Origin of the sequence: Microcystis sp., from assembly GCF_048564745.1 — a bacterium.
GTDB classification, from domain to species: Bacteria; Cyanobacteriota; Cyanobacteriia; order Cyanobacteriales; family Microcystaceae; genus Microcystis; species Microcystis ichthyoblabe_A.
Genome location: NZ_JBLZRT010000029.1, coordinates 1 through 21,726, shown reverse-complemented (window position 1 = coordinate 21,726; position 21,726 = coordinate 1). Strand labels below are relative to the sequence as shown.

The following is a 21,726-nucleotide window of genomic DNA, read 5'->3' as shown; positions in this document are numbered from 1 at the left end:
GCTTTTATAGCTAAGTTGGGGTTTAATGTGTGGGACGGATTTTATAATCCCGATAACGACGATAATCATTGAGGATGCGATCGTGATCAAAGCATAAAGGTTGGGGGAATTCCCAGAGATGAAAAATCCCGACTTTTTTGGCATCATCGGCAGCGATCGGTTTTCCTTTTGCCGTGGCGATAAAAACGATACTAATGGTGTGTTGACGTGCATCGCGGCTAGGATCGGAATAGACGTGAAATTGCTCGATTAACTGCACCTGCAAGCTGATTTCCTCGTAAGCTTCCCGAATTGCCGCCGTTTCCACTGATTCACCGTAGTCCACGAATCCCCCCGGAATTGCCCAGCCAAAGGGCGGATTTTTTCTCTCAATTAGTACGATCGGACGGTGGGGCGAGTCGATCAGTTCGATGATAATATCAACAGTAGGGGCAGGATTGCGATAGGTTGTCATTTTTTTCAGTTGTCAGTGAACAGTTAAGTAAGTAGTTATAATTAAATTGAAGATAGATTTTGCCTATGATCCCCCCTGCCCCCCTTGATAAGGGGGGTGCCGATAGGCGGGGGGATCCCCCCTGCCCCCCTTGATAAGGGGGGATCAGACAACTTTTAACACCTACCTACTTATCAGTAATCGGTCAATAATTTCATTTAAGACTCATAACCTTAAAATCGAATCTTTTCTAACCAGTCACTGATCAGGGATCACTAATAAGGAGGGGAATAAAAGTTGTTAGAAAATGCCAAGAAAATTACGGTGATAGGTGGGGGAATTTGGGGACAAACTCTCGCTAATTTGGCTAGACTTAATCACTTAGCTGTTAGGATTTGGTCTCGTCATACTGGGGAAGATTTAGGGGCTATTATAGCAGATACTGATGTAATTATTTCAGCAGTTTCGATTAAAGGAGTTGTTCCCACGATCGAACAATTACAGCAATTACAATTAAATTCTTCCACAATTATCGTCACCGCCACTAAAGGATTAGAGCCAATCACCACTCGTACCCCTTTTCATCTCTGGAATCAAGCTTTTCCCGCTAATCCCCTTGTGGTTCTTTCTGGTCCCAATTTAGCTAAAGAAATTAATCAAGGTTTACCCGCTGCGACAGTGGTAGCAAGTTATCAGCAAAAAGCGGCAATATTGTTACAAAAATTATTATCTGGGGAATCTTTTCGGGTTTATCTGAATAGCGATCCCTTGGGAACAGAGTTAGGTGGCACTCTTAAAAATGTCATGGCGATCGCTTCTGGGGTTTGTGATGGTTTACAGTTAGGTACTAATGCTAAATCTGCCCTGTTAACTCGCGCTTTACCGGAAATAATTCGGGTGGGAACTTGTCTAGGAGGTTGTCAAGAAACTTTCTTCGGTTTATCGGGTTTAGGGGATTTATTAGCTACCTGTAATAGTCCTTTATCCCGCAATTATCAAGTGGGTTATCAATTAGCTTTAGGTTTATCTTTGCCAGAAATTTTAGAGAAGTTAGAGGGAACTGCCGAGGGAATAAATACCACAGAAGTTTTGATGAGAATTGCCCAAGAAAAAAATTTATATGTACCGATTACCTGTCAAGTTGATCGTCTTTTGCGCGGGGAAATTTCTCCCCAAGTTGCCGTTTATGAATTAATGCGTCGGGATCTAAAAGCAGAATTTGATTAAGAAACAAGAGATTTTTTAGTAAACAGTAAAAAGTAATCCGTGAGGGGTTGGGGAGTGGGGAAATGATGCCAAATCTGGTTATAATTCACATTTACCAGAAACGCTATATTCATTTCAATCATTCCGAAATAACTAAATAAACTTCTAATCCTTTTTGACTTTCTTTGTCAAATTTTAAGCCTATTTCAGAATCTTTTATCTCTCTTATTGGAATTCTTCGGCGAGGGGTATTTTTGCCATTTTTATTAACTTGAATACTTTCAATAATAGCATTTTGACATATTTTTTTATTTTCACTGACTAAAAAAACTTTTTTACCAACTTCTAGTCTTTTATTGGGTTCCTGTGGCTCATCTGATATTTTGATAGCGCAAGCTTGTTGCTGTTGATACCAATTGACAACTTTACCGATCTTTTGAAGCTTTCCTATCTTTTTCTTCCTATCAACAAAGCAATAAAGAACTAATTCACTCATAGCTTGACATATAGCTTCGACAAAATCACATAATTGTAGTAACTCATTGGCATGAAGAACGGTATCTATTTCTTTACCATGAGCAGAATTATTACGAAGTTCTATAAAATTCTTTAATTCATTTTCCACACTACCCCTACTATTATTGTCAATAAAATTCTTAACTTCTTTATGATTTTCTATCCATTGCCAAGAATCAGTTGCCGATATACCAGCATCGACTAAAAGTCTGGTTAATTGATCTTTTCTCAGATTAGCTTCATGTAACAAAAAAGCAGCTGATGTGAGATTATATTTAGTTGTATTTTTGTATTCAGTATCAAATAAATTTTTGATAATGTCCCTCTCTGAAAGAGAATCGAAGCGATTTCTTTTATTTTCATTGCCCAGTAATGTAGCACAACCAGTCTGATGCTTATTTCTTACAGATTCAGGTAAATCTTGATAGCAACTATATAATTGAGGCAGCAAAATAATCCAATCTCCCACTAGATTTTCGACAAAATTTTCGTAAAGAGCATATAACCTTGTGATAGATGAACAATGATCGTTAACTAGCCACTTGTCTCCTAAAGGAGCATTTGCTTGAAGATATTTTAAGTCTTCTGTGTTGAGTTGTGAAGGATTATCCGCAATAATTTCTCTAAGTTTTTCACTGATATTAATTATTGATCGAATGGTCTTTATCTCATCCTTTAGGTTATTTAAAAGTCCTTCAAACATTCTCAAATACTCTGCTTAAGAACTCGTTGAATCAGAGAATCAAAAATTTGAATACGAGCTTTAAAATCATCTTTGGTATCCCCTTCTCCGGTGAAAAGTCCTTTTTTTAATTTTTTATCTTGATGAGTAATTCCCTGGGAATCTTGAGTAAATAAGCTGATAGTTTCTTGAATTATTGCTGATTTTCTAGTAATTAATTCTTGATAATCAGATAAATGGTTACTGAAACTAATCATCACCGCATCATAGTAAACTTTATAAGCTTTCGATTTATGTGTTTTGGTTTTACTATCGAAAGGCTTAAATAACTGATCCTGATAAATGTTAGATACTAACTCTATAGTTTGGTTAAATACTTGCTCGAACTCTTGGATATTCTCGTCGGAAAAATTAAGACTTTTTTTCATCATATAATTATCCAGATATTTAGATAAATTACCAGTATATTGCTCAATATCCCTCAAGGCAAAAAAACGGAGGATTAATTCTACATCTTCCATCTTTTTATAAAATCTATTTTCTTTAAGTTCTTCTTTATCATCAATAGGAATATCCCAAGCTTTAGCAAAAATAGTATTCTCAGAAAGCTTTAATAAAAGTTCATTGAATTTCCCAGAGTAAAGACAGTTTCTTATTTCTTGTCGACTCAAACGTACACCTCCTGTATTGAGGCGTTCAAAAACCAGTTGTTTTAAAGATAAAGCTTCCTCTATATCCGATAGAGACTCGGTAATAACAACTATAGTTGAAATGGCTCGTCGATTGATACCATCTTTGATTTTTGCAGGAAGACTTTCGTAGGTTCTTCCTTCTAATTCAGGCCAGATCTCTAACCCTGTTAATTTTAATTTGTTATTATAAAAATTCTCAATTGCTGTGATTCTTTGTTGACCATCCATTACTTCATAGGAGTTATAGGAAGTTTCATAGAGAATCAGAGGAGGTACGGGAATATTCATCAAAAAAGATTCAATTAGTCTCGATTGTTTTTGTGCGTCCCAGCGATCCCGTCTCTGATAGAAAGGACGCTTTTTCACATAGTTAGGTTTATTTAAAGACTCAGCAAAACTAGGCAATTTTTCTCGATTCATTTCTAATAATATTCTTCGTTCACCTTGTTCATATTTTTCATTAATTTCATTATCTGATAATTTTTTAACATCCTTTCGGGAACGTTTTTGCCAAGGATTTGTTTTAGTTTGTGAGATTGTCATAATTTCCCACCAGAGGGGTACAAATTGATATGACTGGACTTCCCTCATTCATTTTTAAGCATAGACTGAGGATATATACAAGAATTAGGAGTTATTGGTAATCTTCCCAGATAACTCTCAAAAGTTAATTCTCTTAAATTGACAACTGGTCACTGATAACTGGTAACTGATAACTGATTAGGATTTTTGGCTGAAATAGGCCTCTAGCGCCTCATTGATGATTTGATTCATCGGCCGTTTTTCCGTTTCCGAAGCTTCCTTGAGACGGACAAACATATCATCGGGGACGCTGACACGGTTTTGATTTTTACGCACGCGTTTGGGTTTTGATTCAGTAGTAGTAGTTTCGGTCATTTTAGGTGTGTAGGTGGCTGAAAATGCTTGTAAAGCAGGGAAATTGACTCGATGACAGAATTCTCCGAAGGTTTCGTTATTTTGTTGATCCTGTTGGAAGTAAACGAAAATCGGTTCTAAGACCTTTTCTAGATCATCGATCGCCATTTTATCCAAATAGGGGCGCGCTAGTCGAGTTTGATCGGCTGTTCCCCCTAACCAGAGTTGGTAGGAATTGGGAGCGCTACCCACAAATCCTAATTCTGCCATATAGGGACGCGCGCAGCCATTAGGACATCCTGTCATGCGGATGACAAATTCCTCTTTGCTTAATCCTAAGCGATTAAGCAGGGCGCGAATGCGTTCAATCACCTGGGGTAAGATTCTTTCCGACTCAGTAATCGCTAATCCACAGGTGGGCCAAGCGGGACAGGCCATGGCATAACGGGTTAAAGGGTCAATTTCGGCGGGATTGGTGATAATTCCGTGTTCTTTCAGGATCGCCTCGATCGCTTGCTGATCCTTGGGTTCGATTTCGTAGAGAATGATATTATGGTTAGCCGTCAAGCGCATGGGCAACTGAAAACGCTCGATAATCACTTTTAAGGCGGTTTTTAGCTGAAAACTGCCTTCATTTTTAACCCGGCCATTCTCCACAGAAAGACCAAAAAATAATTTTCCGTCTCCCTGTTCATTCCATCCCAAAAAGTCTTGATATTTCCAATCGGGGAGGGGTTGGTAGGGGGCAATTTTTTGGCCGAAATAACCCTCAACAGTGCTGCGGAATTTCTCTACTCCCCATTCTTCGAGGATATATTTCATTCTCGCATGACGACGATCGCCGCGATCACCGTAATCCCTTTGGGTTGCCACGATCGCTTTTACCAGATCGTACACATCTTCTTTGTCCACATAACCGACCGGATCGGCCATTCTGGGGAAAGTTTCCTCCTTATTGTGGGTTCTTCCCAGTCCACCCCCCGCAAGGATGTTAAAACCCTGTAATTGACCATTTGCGTCGGTAATCACCACTAAACCGAGGTCATTGGTGTAGATATCGATGGAGTTGTCCCCCGGCACTGTGACACCGATCTTGAACTTACGGGGCATATAATGTTGACCGTAGATCGGTTCGATCGGATCCTTTTTGTTAATGCCATTTGTATCTTTTTGTCTCGATGCCTTGACTTCTGGCGCTTCTTCTGCACTGATCACTTTTTCGCCATCGAGCCAAATTTCGTAGTAAGCTCCAGTTTGGGGAGTGAGCAAATCGGCGATATTATTGGCATATTCCCAAGCATAGCCGTATTCGGGGCGATTTTTGTAGGGGGCTGGCGGTGCGGTGACATTGCGGTTAACATCACCACAGGCCGCTAAAGTGGATCCCATACTGCGGATAATTTCCCCGAGGGTTGCTTTGAGATTTTTCTTTAAAATGCCGTGTAATTGGAAGCCTTGGCGGGTTGTCACGCGTAAAGTGCCGTTACCGTAGCGATCGGACAAACTATCGAGGGTAAGATATAGTTGCGCGGGAATAAACCCCCCCGGACTGCGGGTACGCAACATCATTTGATAGTCTTTTTCTTGACCTTTGGCTCTATTGTCGCGATTATCCTGTTGATAGGAACCGTGAAATTTGAGGATCTGCACCGCCGCATCGGTAAAATGGGTTGTATCTTCGAGGAGTTCACTGGCCAAAGGTTCTCGTAGATAATTACTGCGTTCTTTGATACCTTCGACTTTAGAAACCTTGGCGGTAGGAGAAATAGGAGTTGTAACCATCGTCTAACAGCACGATAACCTGTGGATAGGTCTTAGGAATAGGAATTTAGACAAGCTCGATCGATCCTAAGAAGTTTTACTAAGATGATCTCTAGAGTTCGTTCCAGACTCTGAGGTTAACAGTAGCGATCGAGACATCAATTCTATCTTAGCTTCTTACCGTCCCCCGCGAACGCCACCCACCGATCAACTTTTTATGACCAATTCTCCCAACATTAAAACGGTTATTAGTCAAGAACCCTACATTATTCTTAACAATCAGGGAGAAATTCTCCCTTCTATTAATCTGAGTCGTCCTAATTATAAATTGGGACGGGATGATCAACAGGTAGATTTAGTTGTTCCCCAACACTGGACGGTGGTGAGTCGAGTCCAAGCTTGTTTTCGTCGTCAGGGAGATGATTACTATATCTACGATGGAGACGGGACTAATCCTAGTTCCAATAAACTTTTTATCAATAATCGCGTCATTACTCCCAAAGAGGGCTATCTTTTACGAAATGGAGATGAGATTAATATCGGTCAAGATGTCAAAATTTCGGTCAAGATCACCTATTATCATCCTAACCAACCAGTAAAAAGCCAATCTTTAGCTTTTAAATCAGTTTCCCTAAGCAATCGCAGTGTAGTTTTAGGACGAGATAATGCTGCTACTGTGGTTTTAGACGCACCGACAATTTCTCGACAACACGCGATTATCGATAGCGATAACCAAAATCGTTATATTCTCTACGACAAAAGCACCAATGGAGTCTTTATCGACGGAGAAAAAGTATCGGGTAGTGCCATTTTAACCAACGGTTGTACGGTGAGAATCGGCCCCTATAGTTTTCGGTTGCAGGGAGATGAATTAGTTTTATTAGATACGGGGGATAATATCCGTCTGGATGCCGAAAATATCGTCAGGATGGTGCGGGATAAAAAGAAACGACCTTTGATAATTCTCAATCATATCTCCCTACCGATCGAACCGAGTCAATTAGTGGCGATTGTCGGGGGAAGTGGTGCGGGAAAATCGACTTTCTTAAAGACTTTATTAGGAATTGAACCCACCACATCGGGAACTGTTTATCTGAATGGGGAAGAGCTGCGCCAGAATTTTAATATCTATCGCACCCAAATCGGTTATGTTCCCCAATACGATATCGTTCACAGGGATTTAACTGTGGGAGAAGTGTTATATTATGCTTCTAAATTAAGGCTATCTCCAGATCTTAATTGCCAAGAAGTGATCGAGAAAACCCTGCAGCAGGTGGAATTATCAGAAAGAAGAAATACTTTAGTCAAAGACTTAAGCGGTGGTCAATTAAAAAGGGTAAGTATTGCGGTAGAATTATTAGCTAATCCCAAATTATTCTTTTTAGATGAACCCACCTCGGGATTAGACCCCGGTTTAGATAAAAAGATGATGGAATTGCTGGCAAAATTGGCCAAAGAAGGCAGAACAATTCTTCTAGTCACCCATGCTACTAATAATATCAATCTCTGCGATCGATTAGTTTTTCTCGGTCAAGGAGGCAATTTATGTTATTTTGGTTCTCCGGGGGAGGCCTTAAATTTTTTCTCTTTACCTCAGGGGGATTTTGCTGATGTTTATATTCATCTGGAAACTAGGGAAAAAGTTGAGCAAGAATGCCAACGTTTCCAACAATCCGACTACTACAAAAATAATATTGAAGCAAGAATCGGTAAAATATTTCAGCAAAATAATAGTAAACCGCAACAGGTTCAACAGTCTTTTTGGCTACAACTACAGGTTTTATGTCAACGCTATAGCCAGTTAATTATCCGCGATCAGGTTAGTTTAATTTTATACCTATTAACCGCCCCGATCGGAATTTTATTAATGGCCATGGTTTTAGGGGACAAAAATCCTTTATTTTTGGGAGATAATCCTAGTTTTGATCAGGCTATCGAATCGGCAACTTTAGCCTTAAAAACTCTCTTTGTTTTTACCTGCGCGGAATTGTGGGTAGGTTTTGCCTGTTCCCTACAGGAAATTGTCAAAGAATCAGCCATTTATCAGCGAGAAAGATTAGTTAATCTGGGATTATTACCCTATTTATTCTCAAAAACTCTGGTTTTAGCAGCCTTAGCTTTTCTGCAAACAATTGTAATTACCTGCGTGATATTTTCGGGATTTGCTGACCCGCAACCAGAGTTAATGACTTGGTTAATTGGCTGTTTTATTACCACATTTTTAACTATATTTGCGGCGATTAATCTCGGTTTATTAATTTCTGCTGGCGTTAGTAATATCACCCAAGCAAATAGCGCTTTACCTTTAATTTTAATTCCTCAGATTATCTTTGCTGGGGTATTATTTAACTTAGAAGGTCTAGGAAAATATCTATCATGGTTGATGATTAGTCGCTGGTCAATTGGTGCCTACGGGGTATTAGTAGAGGTGGAAACTATGATTGCAGAAGCGAAAGAACAAAATACTTTTAATATCCCTTTACCCTTTGAGGATGCCAATCAAGTTTATCAATTATCTATCAATAATTTGTTATTGAATTGGGGAGTTTTAATTCTTCATTCCCTTATTTATTTTCTACTTACCTATTGGTTGCAAAAAAGAAAAGATATTTTATGATCTGAATGATAACTGATAACTGATAACTGATAACTGACTCCTAACCCTACTTAAGTTAATTTCAGATCAAGAGCGATCGGACATTCCACTTTCGTTCCCCCTAAACCGCAGTAACCGCCGGGGTTTTTCGCTAAATACTGCTGATGATAAACTTCAGCATAATAAAATTCAGGTGCGTCGATAATTTCCGTGGTAATCTGACCGTAGTTTGCTTTATTGAGAGCTTCTTGATAGATCGATCGAGATTTTTCCGCTAATTGCTTTTGCTGGGGACTATAAGTATAGATACCCGATCGATACTGAGTTCCCGTATCATTACCCTGACGCATTCCTTGGGTGGGATTATGACTTTCCCAGAAAACCTTTAACAGTTGTTCGTAGGAAATCACACTGGGATCATAGACCACTAAGACCACTTCATTATGCCCGGTCATGCCGCTACACACTTCCTGATAGGTGGGATTAGGGGTGATACCAGCCGCATAACCTACGGCCGTAGTGTAAACTCCTTCTAATTGCCAAAATTTCCGCTCTGCTCCCCAAAAACAGCCTAAACCGAATATTGCGCTTTCCATACCAGCAGGAAAGGGGGGCTGCAAAGGATGACCGTTAACGTAGTGGGTGCTAGGTACGGGCATTTTTTCCGATCGCCCGGGTAGTGCTTCCCTTGCTGTGGGCAAAGTTACTTTTTTTCCGAATCCGAATAACACCATAATTAAGAATTTGTCCAGAAAGTTTTACTTTACTTTACATTGTCGCTTAATTTTAGGGATTTCAGTGATCAGATTAGAGTTTTCAGTTCACTGATTACTGTTCACTGAAAAAAGCTCCGTCGCTGCCGGTTCAAATTAACCGAAGTGAGGCATAAGAGTCAAAACCCCTAAGTCTAAATCTTTACTATCGATCGATTTTGCCTCGTAGAGGGCTAACATATCGTTTAATTGGGGATTACCGCAGGAGGAACCAGTTACCCCCATGGCAATAATCAAACCACAATAACCCTCGGTATTTTTGATGCGTTTTTGCCAATTGCGGCGAGCATTACGGTGGTCGGGATCATCTTGCTCGAATTCCCCAAACAGATAGAGATCACCGTTAGCCATTTTCAGAATCCCCAGATCATAACGGGTATCTTCGAGGGGATCTTCGCCGGGGTTAAAACCAATAGCCTCCAAACCGCCAGCTTGTTGGATTTTTTCGATCAGTTCCTTGGCTTTCGGTCGGGAGGTCTGGATCATAACCACGGGGAAACCCTCTCCTTTTGTGGGTACGGACTGGGGTTGATAATGGATTCTCGGCCGATTGCGAATTTTATCCAATAATTGCCAGGGAACCATTCCCAGACTGAGATGTGCATTATCAGGGACGAGATTCTCCTTGAGTACGGATTCTTCCTCATCATCATCCTCATCATCATCCTCATCGTCGTCGTCCTCCTCTAAGAGTTGCATAAATTCCGCACATAGATCGGGCATCGTGGCTACCGTCACCGCCACGGTTTCCCCTTTTGCCTGTTCGGGATCGAGGGGAATGCGAAAACGACGCTGTAATTCTCCGATCGGTTCTTCGGATAAAGCGGATTGATTGCCTTTAAAAAAGCGCAACAGAGCTATTAAAGCTAAATATACCGTGATTGCTTCTTCTTCATCTAAATAGGGGCGAATACCTTCGTAGGGATGCACGCTGCCGAAAACTGGATGGATTTGGGAGGGGGCAGCCGAGGCTAGATCGTAGTCATCCTCATCATCGTCCTCATCATCATCGGCCAATTCGTAGCTTAAAAACCAGCAATCTTGGGAAAGAAAGGCCTTTTCTAATCTTTCCATCGATTTTTCTTCTAAAGCGGACTGCCGGAATTGTTTGAGGGATGCTAGGGAACGATAGAGAATGACTCCGTATTCCCGACCGAGCATTCCCATGACACAGGCGTAAAGATTCGGGAAATCGGAGCGATCGAGCTTAATTTGCAAAATATCGTAATCAGCTAAACAGGACCAGGGTTCAGCTTTCCAAATTTCGTGAGCGGTTTTCACTAAAGCGGACTGCCAAGCGGGGGGAATTGCCGGGGGACGGTTATTTTGGAATTCCTCGAATCCGCGAAAGAGATCATCGATCAGGGGCAAATTGGGGACATAATCGATGGTGATATCGAGATCTTGCAGTACTCCGCGCAGAAAAAACTGTGTTTCTCGATCGCGGACGATAATTTTTTTCGGTCTGGCTGGCCGGGCGGGATTTTGGGGTGTTTCGATGGCGCGGATTAAGGTTCTCACCATGGCCTCCGGTCCGGTTTCGGGGGAAACTACTTCCATAGCGCGTACACAGCCCTCGCTACCATCCACCCAGATCACGCACTCGCCACCGCTTTCTTGATTTGGTTCTAGGGTGGCCCGGGGCATTCTCTCGGATAAGGATAAAGCACGACGATCTCCTTCCCAAACACTGGGAATTTGTGGAATTTTTTTGAGGCGGCTTTGGGTGGTCCGGGGCAGAAGATTCATCGGGAAATTTAGGGGTAGCTGTGTTAGGATTTTAACCTTTTCTTTTCAAGGATTCCATAAGAATTATTCTATCGATTTAGTCGATAACTTGATAAATAAACCGGAAACCTGACCAAGTTCCCAGATCAAAGGCGTATTCATCAATTACACTGCCAGAACTATCCATTTTCAAGCCTAAATCTAATTTTAGATCGCTCCAGAAAGCTCTGGCTATTTCTAGGGGGTTAGTCAGGGTGAGCAGTTGGGTGGCTTCTCCCTTGAGGCTTTGAGTGGCATTGAGAAGGGTCAAGGTTTTCGGGAAAGGATGGCGACTGAGGATCAGTAGATTTTCTCTGATGCCCTTGGGTTGACTAATTTTCCAATGCCCTTGGCGGTCATTGGGGATGGTGGCCTTGGTTTTGGCCGCCACGACAAAGGGGGCCAATGGGCTAGAATTGCTGAAATTATCGGGGTTTTCTGGACGGGAACAGTATAAAAGCGGTTGGCGATCGCTGTTGAGGACAAGGATCATTGCGTAGAGGGGTTGTTCTTCTTGATTTTCGATTTGATAGCGAATTTCCGTCCCGACGGGCAGAATTAAGTCATTTTTAGCGGTATTAGTCCCCCTGCTACCCGGGATTTTTTGGGTTTGTACCGTGGAGATATAGGTTTGATCGAGGCTTTCGAGGGTGACAATGACGGCTAAACCGGAGGATTCTTGATTGATCAACAAGTGCCACAATTTGCAGGCCAGCAGGGTTTCTAGTTGCGATTGCAGTCGTTTGATCCCCGATTTAATTGCTTCGTTGGCCGCCCCTAAACTACCGATAATTAGGGAGCCATTGGCAGATAATAACTGATAATTGCCAGTTTCTTCGCTACCAACTCGACTTAAGAGACAATCTACCGTTTGTTCACCAATGTTAACCACAGCGGCCACATCGGGCAAACTGGCAAAGGTACTGGTGGCATCTACCCGTTCAATCCGGGTTAAGTTACTATCCAAACCGACGATTAAGCCGATTTGACTGGGAAAAACCCGCAATTTTTCCTGTAGAATCTGTCCTATTTCTAGGGAGGCGGTTTGTGATAATAACTGGGCTTTCGCTTTTAAACCCTGACGGGAGAGAATTTGTAGGCTGATTTCCTCCCCATTCGCCTCAATAAAGCTCAAACAGGAGTTAATCCCGTAATTTTCTAGGATTTCTAAGGGCAGGCCGACCAGATTGACTTCTAGGGTGCGTTCATCAATAAGATTTGTAACAATTGCCGCCCCACCCCTTGACGTTTCTAACGTTGTATGATAGGGCGGGGCAGAATTATTTTTTTGATTACTGGTTAGGATTGCCGGCTGCTGTTGTTCACTGCTGTGACTAGCGACAAGATTACGGAGATGGGGAAAAGCGATCGCAATTGTCGGACTGGGGCAAGCTTGCCAGAGATACTGGGTGAGATCATAGGTGAATAAGCCAGCATTGGGGCTATTACCGCTCAATTCCAGGGCGATTTGCTCTGGTTTAGCGGCAGCGAGAATAACGCCGTTACTAGGCTTATTTTTGAGGTTAAAACGGGTTTTAATATCGGCAGCGAAAGTTAACTCGGCGGGGTTAAGATCAGTAAGGCTTTCGGGATAGGAACGAACGCGGAGATTACCGAGATAGGGCTGAGGTTGGGGGAGATGACTACTATCAAAAACCAAGCTAAACTTATCCGTAGCTAGACAGCGAGCCATCAGCAGAATATTTTCCTTAAGTAAAGCATTTTCTGCCCCATTAGCAGTAATAAAAACCTCTTTTCCGGCCCCAAGACTGCCATAACCGCTAAAGTGAAAAATGACCACATCCCCCGCCCTGGCTTGGGCGATCAGGTGTTCTAAAAAAGCCGCTTCGATCGCTTCTCGACTGGCTTTTTGTCCCGTTAAAGTTACTATATCAGCATCCTGAAAGCCAAAACGATAACGGAGAAGGTCTTTTTGTAACTCCACATCGGTAAGACAGCCGGGCAGCGGCGGAATATTCGCCCCATACTGGTCAATACCGACTAAAAGAGCCAATTTTCGGGGATTAGGGGCGGCGAGAGCGGCCAAATGACGGTTAAGGGTTCCTTGACTAATCGCCAAAGTCAGCAACCCCCAACCTGTCTGCTGGATCAATTCTCGCCTAGTTATGTTCATGATCCTTGCATGGCGCGGATTAATTCGGCAGCCACTTCTGGACGGGAGAATTCCGGAGGTGGTAATTCTCCTTTACGCAGCAGTTCCCGGACTTTCGTTCCCGAAAGATGTATTCTTTCTTCCGGTAAACTGGGGCTAGTTTTGGTGGTTGCCATTCCCGAAGTCCGGGTACAGTAGAAAGCGTGTTCAAACTTCATCGGCACGATTCCCAATTCCCCAGGCTCGAACTCATCAAAGATATACTGAGCATCGTAGGTTCCGTAGTAGTCCCCGACTCCGGCATGGTCACGACCGACGATAAAATGGGTACAACCGTAGTTTTTGCGGATAATAGCGTGGAAAATTGCTTCCCGGGGGCCGGCGTAACGCATAGCTGAGGGGTTGATAGCCAGAATAACGCGATCTTGGGGAAAGTATTTATCCATCATGATCTCATAGCAACGCATCCGCACATCGGCCGGTACATCATCGCTTTTGGTAGCGCCGACAAGAGGATGCAAGAATAAACCATCTACCACTTCTAGGGCGCATTTTTGAATGTATTCGTGGGCCCGGTGGATGGGATTACGGGTTTGGAAACCGACAATCGTTTTCCAAGCTTTTTCGTGGAACATTTTGCGCGATTGCAGAGGATCGATCTGATATTTGGGAAACTGAGGATGAGGATCGCGCTGAAGTAACCATATTGGACCTGCGAGGTTAATTTCTCCCTGTTCGTAGAGGACTTTTACCCCAGGGTGTTTCTGGTCGTCGGTACGATAGACGTTAACTGCTTCGTGGGCCTTATTATAACGGTATTTTTGGGTTAGTTCTAGGACTCCGACAAAGTTGCCTTCGCTGTCATCTAAACGAATCCAGTTGCCTTCTTTGAGCGGATCCGCCACTTCTTCGCTAACGGAAAGAGTCACGGGAATTGCCCAGGGTAAACCATTGATTAGACGCATATCATCGACGACTTTTTCGTAGTCGTCCTGTTCCATAAAGCCTTTGAGGGGACTGAAACCACCAATAGCAATCATAACTAAATCCGAGAGCGCTCGTTCATCTAAGGAAACTCGCGGTAGTTTTTCAGCTAGGGCCAGAAATTCTGCTTTTTCGGCCGCGGTAGCAATACGATTAATTAATTGCCCACCGTGGGGCGCGATTCCTTCGGTCAGTACAGTCATAAAAATTTCTTTACATTGTCACGGTTTATCCTATCAGAAGTTGGTTAAAGCTCTATGGGCTTCCAATAAAAAGGCTTGTACTGAAACAGTACAAGCTCTTACTTTAGATTGAAAAATTTAGATATTAGGCAATTACACTGAAGTTGCTTTGGTTGACTGTAGCCAGATTGGTAAAGGTAGAACTTAAGGTGGCGAGAAGGCTAGCACCTGCACCGAATACGGCGGTATTAAAAGCATTATTTGTGTACCACACCTGTACCCCGGCAGCAGTGCCAACACCCAAAATTGCCGCACTGGAGGAGGCCCCTGCAAAAAATGCGGCACTGGCGGCAGCAGACAGGGAGTTACCTTCACCGTAGCGACTAGCGGAGAGGCCACCGAGAGATAATCCCGTAAAACCAGAAGATCTTAATTGAATTTGATCAATAGAGATAAAATCAGCAATAAAATCTACTCCTTCAAAAACAGAATTGTAGATGAAAGTGTTAGCCCCATTTCCTCCACCGAGAAAATCTGACCCAAAACCACCCACAAGAGTATCGTTACCGTCACTACCACCGATCAGATCATTACCGCTACTACCGTTGAGAATGTTGGCTTGAAAATCGCCAATAATTGTATCATTGCCGCTAGTCCCGATGACATTATCAAAATTGAGAAAAGTCCGATTGATGGTAGGAAACGGACCAAAAACAGAAGCCCCACCAGTGGAGAGATTGATAGAAAGGGAAGCTCCAAACGCAGCAGTGCTGGAATCGATAGTGTTACCGCCCACCAGAGGATTGGCAATAATTGTCTCCATACTGATCGTATCATCGACACCAGCAACCCCAGCAAAGCCTTTCTCAACGAGTCCCGTCGGTTTGACAGTAATCGCTGTTCCTAATCCCCGATAGTCGGCGGTATCATTGCCTGTTCCCCCGTCAAGGGTATCGTTTCCCAGCGTGCCGAAAAAGGTGTCATTACCTCCATTTCCTCGCAAACGATTACTTTGACTATCACCTTTGATAAAGTCATTTTGATTAGTTCCTGAGACATCATCGAAGTTGATAACAGCAAAGTTCAAAGTGCCAAAGAAAGGAACATTTCCGACGGTTAAACGGAAGGTACTGAGATCAACATCGATAAATGAGGGGGCAGGGCTCGTGGAAGCATCGATTAAATTATTACTGGCAAAAGGATTGGCAACAATTATTTCAATAGAATTCAGGCGATCACTGCCGAGACTACCTTTCAAGATTCCGCCAGTAGGCAAAAGAGTAATACTCTGTGGGGCGAGAGAAGAGGTGCGAAGATTGCTGTAGTCAGCAATATCCAAACCACTGCCACCATTAAATACGTCGTTGCCGCTACTACCGACAAAAATATCGTTAAAAATGGTTCCGACAATGTTGTCGTCAAATATAGTTCCAAAGAAAACTGGCATTAGTTACAAACCTCCGATTTGGTCTTTTCAAGAAAACATAAAGTCAATAGTTATAACCATTGATCAGGCTTTTTACAGCATTTTTGGTTAGGTAAAAATTTGCTGATGTTTCACCTTAGCCTTTAGGCAATATCACAACGTCAGAAGACTAGCAATCAAAAGGGACGCTATAAAGTTCTGTTAAGTAGTTTTCTTAGTCAGTAGTTAGGGAATGAGTCAAAATAACTCAAGGCAAATTATTTCGGCTTTTCCATGAACTCTGAGAAATACTAACTTAATGTTGTGTTTATTTTTAGGATGTGAACTTATATTAAGTTTTGTTTCAAATGTTGTCAAATTTTATATAAAGCTTAAATAAGCCGTTTATCGGGGAAAATTGTTGAATTCGGTTTTTATGTCCAGAATCGTACTTGTAACTGCTAATATCGTTGATTATCCTTAGCAAGGAAGAATCCGGTTACTGCGAGGAGCTGCTGAAGGCTCCATAGCTACTGACTGGAAGCCTGAGATCACGCCGAAGTCCCACGGTCGAAGCCTTTTGCCTATCCTGATAAGTAGCCTATACTCAACGAATTGAGTATAATTTACCCGCTAATAGTCCCAGGGCGATTGATCGCATCTATGTTCCCGTCTATCCGCAAACTCCCCTAACTCTTAATCAAGAGGTTGGTACTAGCGATGATTTTCCAGTTGGAACCGTTTACAATAAGATTTGTAAAAATTTATAAATAATTATGAGCGAAAAAGTTGTCCTGATTGTCGGTGCTACGGGGGGGATCGGTGCCGCTTTAGCGCGTAAACTGGCTGTTAATGGTCATAAACTCGTATTAGTGGCCAGAAATGCCGATAATTTATCTAATTTAGCTGGTGAGTTGCCTTGTCCTTCTTTAATTGTGCCGACGGATATCACCAATCCCACTCAGGTAGAAACTTTGATGGAAAAAATTGTCTCCCATTACGGCCGGTTGGATGTGTTGGTTAATGCGGCCGGAGCCGGTGTGATGAAGCAATATAATAAAATCACGCCGGAAGATTTAGATAAAATGCTCGACCTCAATCTGAAGGGGAGTTTTTATACCTGTCAGGCTGCGGCTAATGTGATGAAGGAAAATAAGGCCGGTCATATCTGTAATGTGGTGGGAATTTTGGGTAAGCATTCTATGGCTATGGCTGCCGCTTATTGTGCTTCTAAGTACGGGGTGGTCGGTTTTAGTAAATGTTTGGCCGATGAGTTAAAACGCTATGGTATTAAAATGACTTTATTCTATTTTGGTGGTGTCGATACTCCTTTTTGGGATCAGGTGAGCTTAAAAGTTGATCGCAATAAAATGTTAACCGCTCAAACCGCCGCCGATGCTATCTATTTTGCCATGAATGCTGAACCCCAAGCCGTCCCCATGGAAATTAATATTCAACCCGATAGTCATCTCTTTTTTTAGTCATCAGCTTTTTCAGTTATCAGTTATCAGTTATCAGTGAATAGCATTAAGTGGCAAGTTCTGAGTTTTATTTTCAATGTTTACTGCTCACTGAAAAACACCCTTTTTTTTGACTTTATCTATGTTTGTTGATCATATTCATTTTTATGTAGAATCGGCTAAAAAATGGCGGGATTGGTTTGTGCGGGTGATGGATTTTCAGGCGATCGCAAGTTTAGTTAATCTCCACACACACACAGAAATAGTTGGCAATGGCATCCAAAAAGATAAAACTAAACAGATTATTTTTATCTTATCTTCTCCTTTAAATTCTCTTAGTCCCGTGGCGGAATTTTTAAGTAAATATCCTGAAGGGGTGGCGGATGTAGCTTTTCAAGTGGAGGATTTGGACGCTTTAGCTAGGAGAATTAAACAGGATATTTTTATTCAGGAAACTGTTTTGCCTAGGGGTAAGATAAAAAGCTGTCAAATCTCTAGCATTGCTAATCTCAAACATACGTTAATTGAAAGACAGGGAATCACGCCAATTTTAGCCGATCCTAATCTGATTGAGTATGATAGTAGGGAACAAGATAATCAGGATATTCTGGCAATTGATCATTTAGTTCTAAATGTTTTTCAGGGGAATTTAGAGTTAACAGCCAATTGGTACGAGGAAAATTTAGGCTTTAAAAAAAGGCAAACTTTTACTATTAAAACGGAGCGTTCTGGTCTTTATTCTCAGGTACTTGTTCACCCTGAAACTGAATTAAAATTACCGATTAATGAGCCAGACAGTAACAGTTCTCAAATTCAAGAATTTTTGGATATTAATCAAAAATCTGGCATTCAACACATTGCTTTAAAAACAGAAAATATTTTAAGATTAACTCAAAAATTAAAAGAAAGAAAAGTAGAATTTTTATCAGTTCCCAACAGTTATTATCAGCAAATTAGCTATCAAAAAACAGATTTTAATATTGCTGATTGGGAATGGTTAGAAATTAAAAAACAGGAAATTCTCATCGATTTTGAACAAAATAGTCATTCCCTCCCAGAAAAGCCGACTTTACTGCAAATTTTCACTAAACCAATTTTTTCCCAGCCGACTTTCTTTTTTGAATTAATCGAGCGACGTCATGCTGCTAGAGGTTTTGGAGAAGGCAACTTCCGGGCTTTATTTGAAGCAATCGAACGGGAACAAATACAGCGAGGAACTTTAGATTAGAGTCAGAAAAGCGATAATTTTTCCCATGAGACTAAGTAGGTAGGTGTTAAAAGTTTTCAGACACCCCCCTTATCAAGGGGGGCAGGGGGGATCGAACCTAAAATCCATTTTTAATTTAATTATAACCAGCTACTTATCAACGATAACGTAATTCAATCACATCTTTTTTGATTGTGACATCATAGGAACCAAAAAAGGTTTGTCCCAAGAGTCCTAACCCTTCCATTTGGGGAGAAATACCAACAATCTGATTAGATAAAACCACCTCGCCAACTTTAACAGAATTAATGCGACCAAGATAAACCGTAACGACACCGCCGGCGGTATGAGCGACTACTTCCCTTTCCCGTTTGACTTTCATCGCTTTCGCCATGGCATCGGTGAGGACGATCGAACTAGCTCCCGTATCAAAAAGCATTTCATAATAGTGACGGTTATTAAAAACTACCATCACCGTGGGAATGCCGTTAACCCGGCGTTGAATCGGTAGCTGATAAACTTGCGGGGAATTTTTCCTATTTCTGGATGAACCGCCACAGAGACGGCTAAGATCTATGTGTTGTCCATCTGCTCTTTGGAGAAAGCATTCCGATTGAGCGAGAGTCGCAGCGGTGAAGGGAAATAACAGCAGGCTGCTGGACAATGCGATCGCAGAAATAGACCTATTCATGGGTTTAACATCGAGAAGACCGACTCGGAAAAGAACGCTTCTAGCCCTAAAATTCCCCAAAAATGGAGGAAAATAACAGGAGTTTAACCGGGAGGCCAGGTCATTGGGCGATCGCCTAAAAGATGGACATGAAGATGATCGACGGTTTGGCCCCCATGTTCCCCATTATTGATCACCACTCGATAACCTTGACTTAATTTGGCTTCGGCGGCCACTTTTTTAACAGTTAGTAACAAATGTCCCAATAAATCTCGATCGCTGTCGCTGGCTTCCTCTAGTTTCGGAATCGGTTTTTTGGGGATAATGAGGATATGGGTGGGTGCTTGGGGATTAACATCTCGAAAAGCGAGAACCAGATCATCTTCATAAACGATCGAGGCTGGAATTTCTTTGCGGATAATTTTGCTAAAAATAGTCTCACTCATAGACAAATTGCTTTTTCTTCAACTATACCATTAAGCTCTCAGCTTTTCTGGCTAGTTTATACCGAGAAATAGGCTGATTTTCTGGGTAAATTCCCAGATAAAATCATTTTTATGCGGAAAACTAGCCTAACATCCTGTTTCATTTTCCTAAGAACTCACTTTATTTTTACTTGAGCCAAAATGTTAGCAAGGGTTTGGAGTGCGGCAATTATCGGCATCGATGCCATTAAAATCGGGGTAGAGGTGGATGTATCGGGGGGATTACCCGGAATTGCCGTGGTGGGTTTACCCGATACCGCCGTGCAGGAGTCGAAAGAAAGGGTAAAAGCTTCCCTAAAAAATGCTGGATTTGCCTTTCCCATCCGCAAAATTGTCATCAATTTAAGTCCTGCCGATATCCGCAAAGAGGGGCCGATTTATGATTTACCGATTAGTATCGGCATTTTAGGAGCCTCCGAACAGGTAGAAGCCGATTTACTGGGGGATTTTCTCTTTTTAGGCGAATTATCCCTCGATGGTAGTTTGCGTCCCGTGGCGGGGGTTTTACCCATTGCTGCTGCCGCCGAAAAAATGGGGATCAAGGGTTTAGTGGTTCCCGCCGATAATGCCAAAGAAGCAGCCGTGGTCAAAGGCGTACAAGTGTATGGGTTTCGTCATCTATCGGAAGTGGTAAATTTCTTAAATGAACCCGATCGCTATTCACCGATGACTTTTAACGCTGCCGAGGAATTCGGGCGATCGCAGGTAAATCTCCCCGATCTCAAGGATGTCAAAGGTCAAGCCATTGGTCGTCGGGCCCTGGAAATTGCCGCAGCTGGGGGTCATAACCTAATTTTTGTCGGGCCGCCGGGCAGCGGTAAAACCATGTTAGCGCGACGTTTACCCGGTATTCTGCCCCAGCTTACCTTTGCCGAATCCCTAGAAGTCTCCCAGATTCATTCCGTCGCCGGATTACTGAAAGATCGAGGTTCCCTGGTGCGCGAGCGTCCTTTTCGCAGTCCCCATCACTCCGCTTCCGGAGCGGCGCTGGTGGGAGGTGGCACTTATCCCCGACCGGGAGAAATCTCCCTTTCCCACCGTGGTATTTTATTTTTGGACGAATTAACGGAATTTAAGCGCAGTGTCTTGGAATATCTCCGACAACCCCTAGAGGATGGTTATGTGAGCATTTCTCGCACTCGTCTTTCTGTCGCTTTTCCGGCCCGTTTTACCTTGGTGGCCAGCACCAATCCCTGTCCCTGCGGTTATTACGGCGATTCGGTGCAACCCTGCAGCTGTTCCCCGCGACAACGGGAACAGTATTGGGCGAAATTATCGGGACCGCTTTTAGACCGTATTGACCTACAAGTGACGGTAAATCGCCTGAAACCAGAAGAAATGACCCAAGAGAGTCGGGGAGAAGCTTCTGAGCAGGTGCGGCAACGGGTAGAAGGGGCCCGGCAAAAGGCCAGCGATCGCTTTCAGAATACGGGGATTCGCTCTAATGCGGAGATGAATTCCGAGCATTTGCGGCGTTTTTGCGCTCTTGATCATAGCAGTCGCCATATTTTAGAAGGGGCAATCCGAAAATTGGGTTTATCGGCCCGAGCAATGGATCGCATTCTCAAAGTTGCCCGCACCATTGCCGATTTAGGAGATAGTGAAATGCTGAAAAGTTCCCACGTTGCCGAAGCAATTCAGTATCGCACTCTCGATCGTTTAAGTTGAGTAGGTAGGTGTTAAAAATTGTCAGATCCCCCCGCCGATAAGCGGCGCAATCTGAGGCAAAATTGGGTGTATCTCATTTTTACAAATCTACCAAGTTGGAATTTTTACGGGGAAACTCTCGGCTAAAATTTGGCATTACTTCCGATTTTATCAATCAATCCAAGCTTTTGGGGGGTTCTACCCCCCAAACCCCCCGTTGGGGGCGTGGCGCGGTCACTGAGCGTGTCGAAGTGCCGCCCCCAAACCCCCC

At 42.7% G+C, this 21,726-nt stretch carries 16 protein-coding genes; 5 read left to right on the top strand and 11 right to left on the bottom strand.

The window, feature by feature from the left end:
* Nucleotides 1-22: 22 nt before the first annotated feature.
* Nucleotides 23-454 carry an NUDIX domain-containing protein gene (locus tag ACOCD9_RS04460; RefSeq protein WP_002753251.1) on the bottom strand — a complete coding sequence of 144 codons (432 nt, stop codon included), beginning with the start codon at nt 452-454 and terminating at the stop codon, nt 23-25.
* 276 nt (nt 455-730) lie between these two features.
* Here ACOCD9_RS04460 and ACOCD9_RS04455 point away from each other — a divergent pair, with 276 nt between their 5' ends.
* A complete protein-coding gene (locus ACOCD9_RS04455; protein WP_287702085.1) occupies nt 731-1,660 on the top strand; it encodes an NAD(P)H-dependent glycerol-3-phosphate dehydrogenase in 930 nt (309 codons plus the stop codon).
* 118 nt (nt 1,661-1,778) lie between these two features.
* Here the strand turns inward: ACOCD9_RS04455 and ACOCD9_RS04450 are convergent, their stop codons facing one another.
* From ACOCD9_RS04450 to sir, 3 genes are all read right to left on the bottom strand, one after another.
* On the bottom strand, nt 1,779-2,858 hold the full coding sequence (locus tag ACOCD9_RS04450) for an MAE_28990/MAE_18760 family HEPN-like nuclease (protein ID WP_419546530.1): 1,080 nt from the start codon (nt 2,856-2,858) through the stop codon (nt 1,779-1,781).
* A 2-nt stretch (nt 2,859-2,860) separates the two neighbouring features.
* A complete protein-coding gene (locus ACOCD9_RS04445) occupies nt 2,861-4,120 on the bottom strand; it encodes a DUF262 domain-containing protein (RefSeq protein WP_419546529.1) in 1,260 nt (419 codons plus the stop codon).
* A 129-nt stretch (nt 4,121-4,249) separates the two neighbouring features.
* Nucleotides 4,250-6,187 (bottom strand): sulfite reductase, ferredoxin dependent, encoded by a 1,938-nt coding sequence (gene sir, locus ACOCD9_RS04440; protein ID WP_419546528.1) that lies wholly within the window; start codon nt 6,185-6,187, stop codon nt 4,250-4,252.
* 196 nt (nt 6,188-6,383) lie between these two features.
* Here sir and ACOCD9_RS04435 point away from each other — a divergent pair, with 196 nt between their 5' ends.
* Nucleotides 6,384-8,783, top strand: coding sequence for an ATP-binding cassette domain-containing protein (locus ACOCD9_RS04435; protein ID WP_419546526.1), 2,400 nt, complete (start codon nt 6,384-6,386; stop codon nt 8,781-8,783).
* A 50-nt stretch (nt 8,784-8,833) separates the two neighbouring features.
* On the opposite strand, the gene msrA is transcribed toward ACOCD9_RS04435, so the two are convergent.
* The 5 genes from msrA to ACOCD9_RS04410 all read right to left on the bottom strand — a co-directional run bounded on the left by msrA (nt 8,834) and on the right by ACOCD9_RS04410 (nt 16,028).
* Nucleotides 8,834-9,496, bottom strand: a complete 663-nt coding sequence (gene msrA / locus ACOCD9_RS04430; protein WP_419546524.1) for a peptide-methionine (S)-S-oxide reductase MsrA — start codon at nt 9,494-9,496, stop codon at nt 8,834-8,836.
* 135 nt (nt 9,497-9,631) lie between these two features.
* The gene (locus ACOCD9_RS04425) at nt 9,632-11,284 is read right to left on the bottom strand and encodes a DUF6930 domain-containing protein (RefSeq protein ID WP_419546522.1); all 1,653 of its coding nucleotides are present in this window, start codon (nt 11,282-11,284) and stop codon (nt 9,632-9,634) included.
* Between the two features lie 76 nt (nt 11,285-11,360).
* On the bottom strand, nt 11,361-13,436 hold the full coding sequence (locus ACOCD9_RS04420; RefSeq protein ID WP_419546520.1) for a caspase family protein: 2,076 nt from the start codon (nt 13,434-13,436) through the stop codon (nt 11,361-11,363).
* Nucleotides 13,433-14,602 carry a sulfate adenylyltransferase gene (gene sat, locus ACOCD9_RS04415; RefSeq protein ID WP_002739877.1) on the bottom strand — a complete coding sequence of 390 codons (1,170 nt, stop codon included), beginning with the start codon at nt 14,600-14,602 and terminating at the stop codon, nt 13,433-13,435. Before sat ends, ACOCD9_RS04420 begins: the two co-directional genes overlap by 4 nt.
* Nucleotides 14,603-14,726: 124 nt before the next feature.
* The gene (locus ACOCD9_RS04410) at nt 14,727-16,028 is read right to left on the bottom strand and encodes a calcium-binding protein (protein ID WP_419546518.1); all 1,302 of its coding nucleotides are present in this window, start codon (nt 16,026-16,028) and stop codon (nt 14,727-14,729) included.
* Nucleotides 16,029-16,762: 734 nt separating this feature from the next.
* On the opposite strand from ACOCD9_RS04410, the gene ACOCD9_RS04405 reads away from it, so the two are divergent.
* Nucleotides 16,763-17,467, top strand: coding sequence for an SDR family oxidoreductase (locus ACOCD9_RS04405; RefSeq protein ID WP_287967617.1), 705 nt, complete (start codon nt 16,763-16,765; stop codon nt 17,465-17,467).
* Between the two features lie 121 nt (nt 17,468-17,588).
* Nucleotides 17,589-18,674 carry a 4-hydroxyphenylpyruvate dioxygenase gene (gene hppD, locus ACOCD9_RS04400; protein ID WP_419546515.1) on the top strand — a complete coding sequence of 362 codons (1,086 nt, stop codon included), beginning with the start codon at nt 17,589-17,591 and terminating at the stop codon, nt 18,672-18,674.
* Nucleotides 18,675-18,810: 136 nt separating this feature from the next.
* On the opposite strand, the gene ACOCD9_RS04395 is transcribed toward hppD, so the two are convergent.
* Both ACOCD9_RS04395 and ACOCD9_RS04390 read right to left on the bottom strand, forming a co-directional pair.
* Nucleotides 18,811-19,344, bottom strand: a complete 534-nt coding sequence (locus tag ACOCD9_RS04395; protein ID WP_419546513.1) for a retropepsin-like aspartic protease family protein — start codon at nt 19,342-19,344, stop codon at nt 18,811-18,813.
* Nucleotides 19,345-19,427: 83 nt separating this feature from the next.
* Complete coding sequence (locus ACOCD9_RS04390; RefSeq protein WP_002798810.1) at nt 19,428-19,769, bottom strand: histidine triad nucleotide-binding protein; 342 nt, start codon at nt 19,767-19,769, stop codon at nt 19,428-19,430.
* Between the two features lie 180 nt (nt 19,770-19,949).
* Here ACOCD9_RS04390 and ACOCD9_RS04385 point away from each other — a divergent pair, with 180 nt between their 5' ends.
* On the top strand, nt 19,950-21,476 hold the full coding sequence (locus tag ACOCD9_RS04385) for a YifB family Mg chelatase-like AAA ATPase (RefSeq protein WP_149979232.1): 1,527 nt from the start codon (nt 19,950-19,952) through the stop codon (nt 21,474-21,476).
* Nucleotides 21,477-21,726: the final 250 nt, after the last annotated feature.

Coding starts and splice junctions, on each gene's coding strand:
- ACOCD9_RS04460 (WP_002753251.1), bottom strand. CDS start 454: ATGACAACCTATCGCAATCCTGCCCCTACTGTTGATATTATCATCGAA.
- ACOCD9_RS04450 (WP_419546530.1), bottom strand. CDS start 2,858: ATGTTTGAAGGACTTTTAAATAACCTAAAGGATGAGATAAAGACCATT.
- ACOCD9_RS04445 (WP_419546529.1), bottom strand. CDS start 4,120: ATGAGGGAAGTCCAGTCATATCAATTTGTACCCCTCTGGTGGGAAATT.
- sir (WP_419546528.1), bottom strand. CDS start 6,187: ATGGTTACAACTCCTATTTCTCCTACCGCCAAGGTTTCTAAAGTCGAA.
- ACOCD9_RS04435 (WP_419546526.1), top strand. CDS start 6,384: ATGACCAATTCTCCCAACATTAAAACGGTTATTAGTCAAGAACCCTAC.
- msrA (WP_419546524.1), bottom strand. CDS start 9,496: ATGGTGTTATTCGGATTCGGAAAAAAAGTAACTTTGCCCACAGCAAGG.
- ACOCD9_RS04425 (WP_419546522.1), bottom strand. CDS start 11,284: ATGAATCTTCTGCCCCGGACCACCCAAAGCCGCCTCAAAAAAATTCCA.
- ACOCD9_RS04420 (WP_419546520.1), bottom strand. CDS start 13,436: ATGAACATAACTAGGCGAGAATTGATCCAGCAGACAGGTTGGGGGTTG.
- sat (WP_002739877.1), bottom strand. CDS start 14,602: ATGACTGTACTGACCGAAGGAATCGCGCCCCACGGTGGGCAATTAATT.
- ACOCD9_RS04410 (WP_419546518.1), bottom strand. CDS start 16,028: ATGCCAGTTTTCTTTGGAACTATATTTGACGACAACATTGTCGGAACC.
- ACOCD9_RS04405 (WP_287967617.1), top strand. CDS start 16,763: ATGAGCGAAAAAGTTGTCCTGATTGTCGGTGCTACGGGGGGGATCGGT.
- hppD (WP_419546515.1), top strand. CDS start 17,589: ATGTTTGTTGATCATATTCATTTTTATGTAGAATCGGCTAAAAAATGG.
- ACOCD9_RS04395 (WP_419546513.1), bottom strand. CDS start 19,344: ATGAATAGGTCTATTTCTGCGATCGCATTGTCCAGCAGCCTGCTGTTA.
- ACOCD9_RS04390 (WP_002798810.1), bottom strand. CDS start 19,769: ATGAGTGAGACTATTTTTAGCAAAATTATCCGCAAAGAAATTCCAGCC.
- ACOCD9_RS04385 (WP_149979232.1), top strand. CDS start 19,950: ATGTTAGCAAGGGTTTGGAGTGCGGCAATTATCGGCATCGATGCCATT.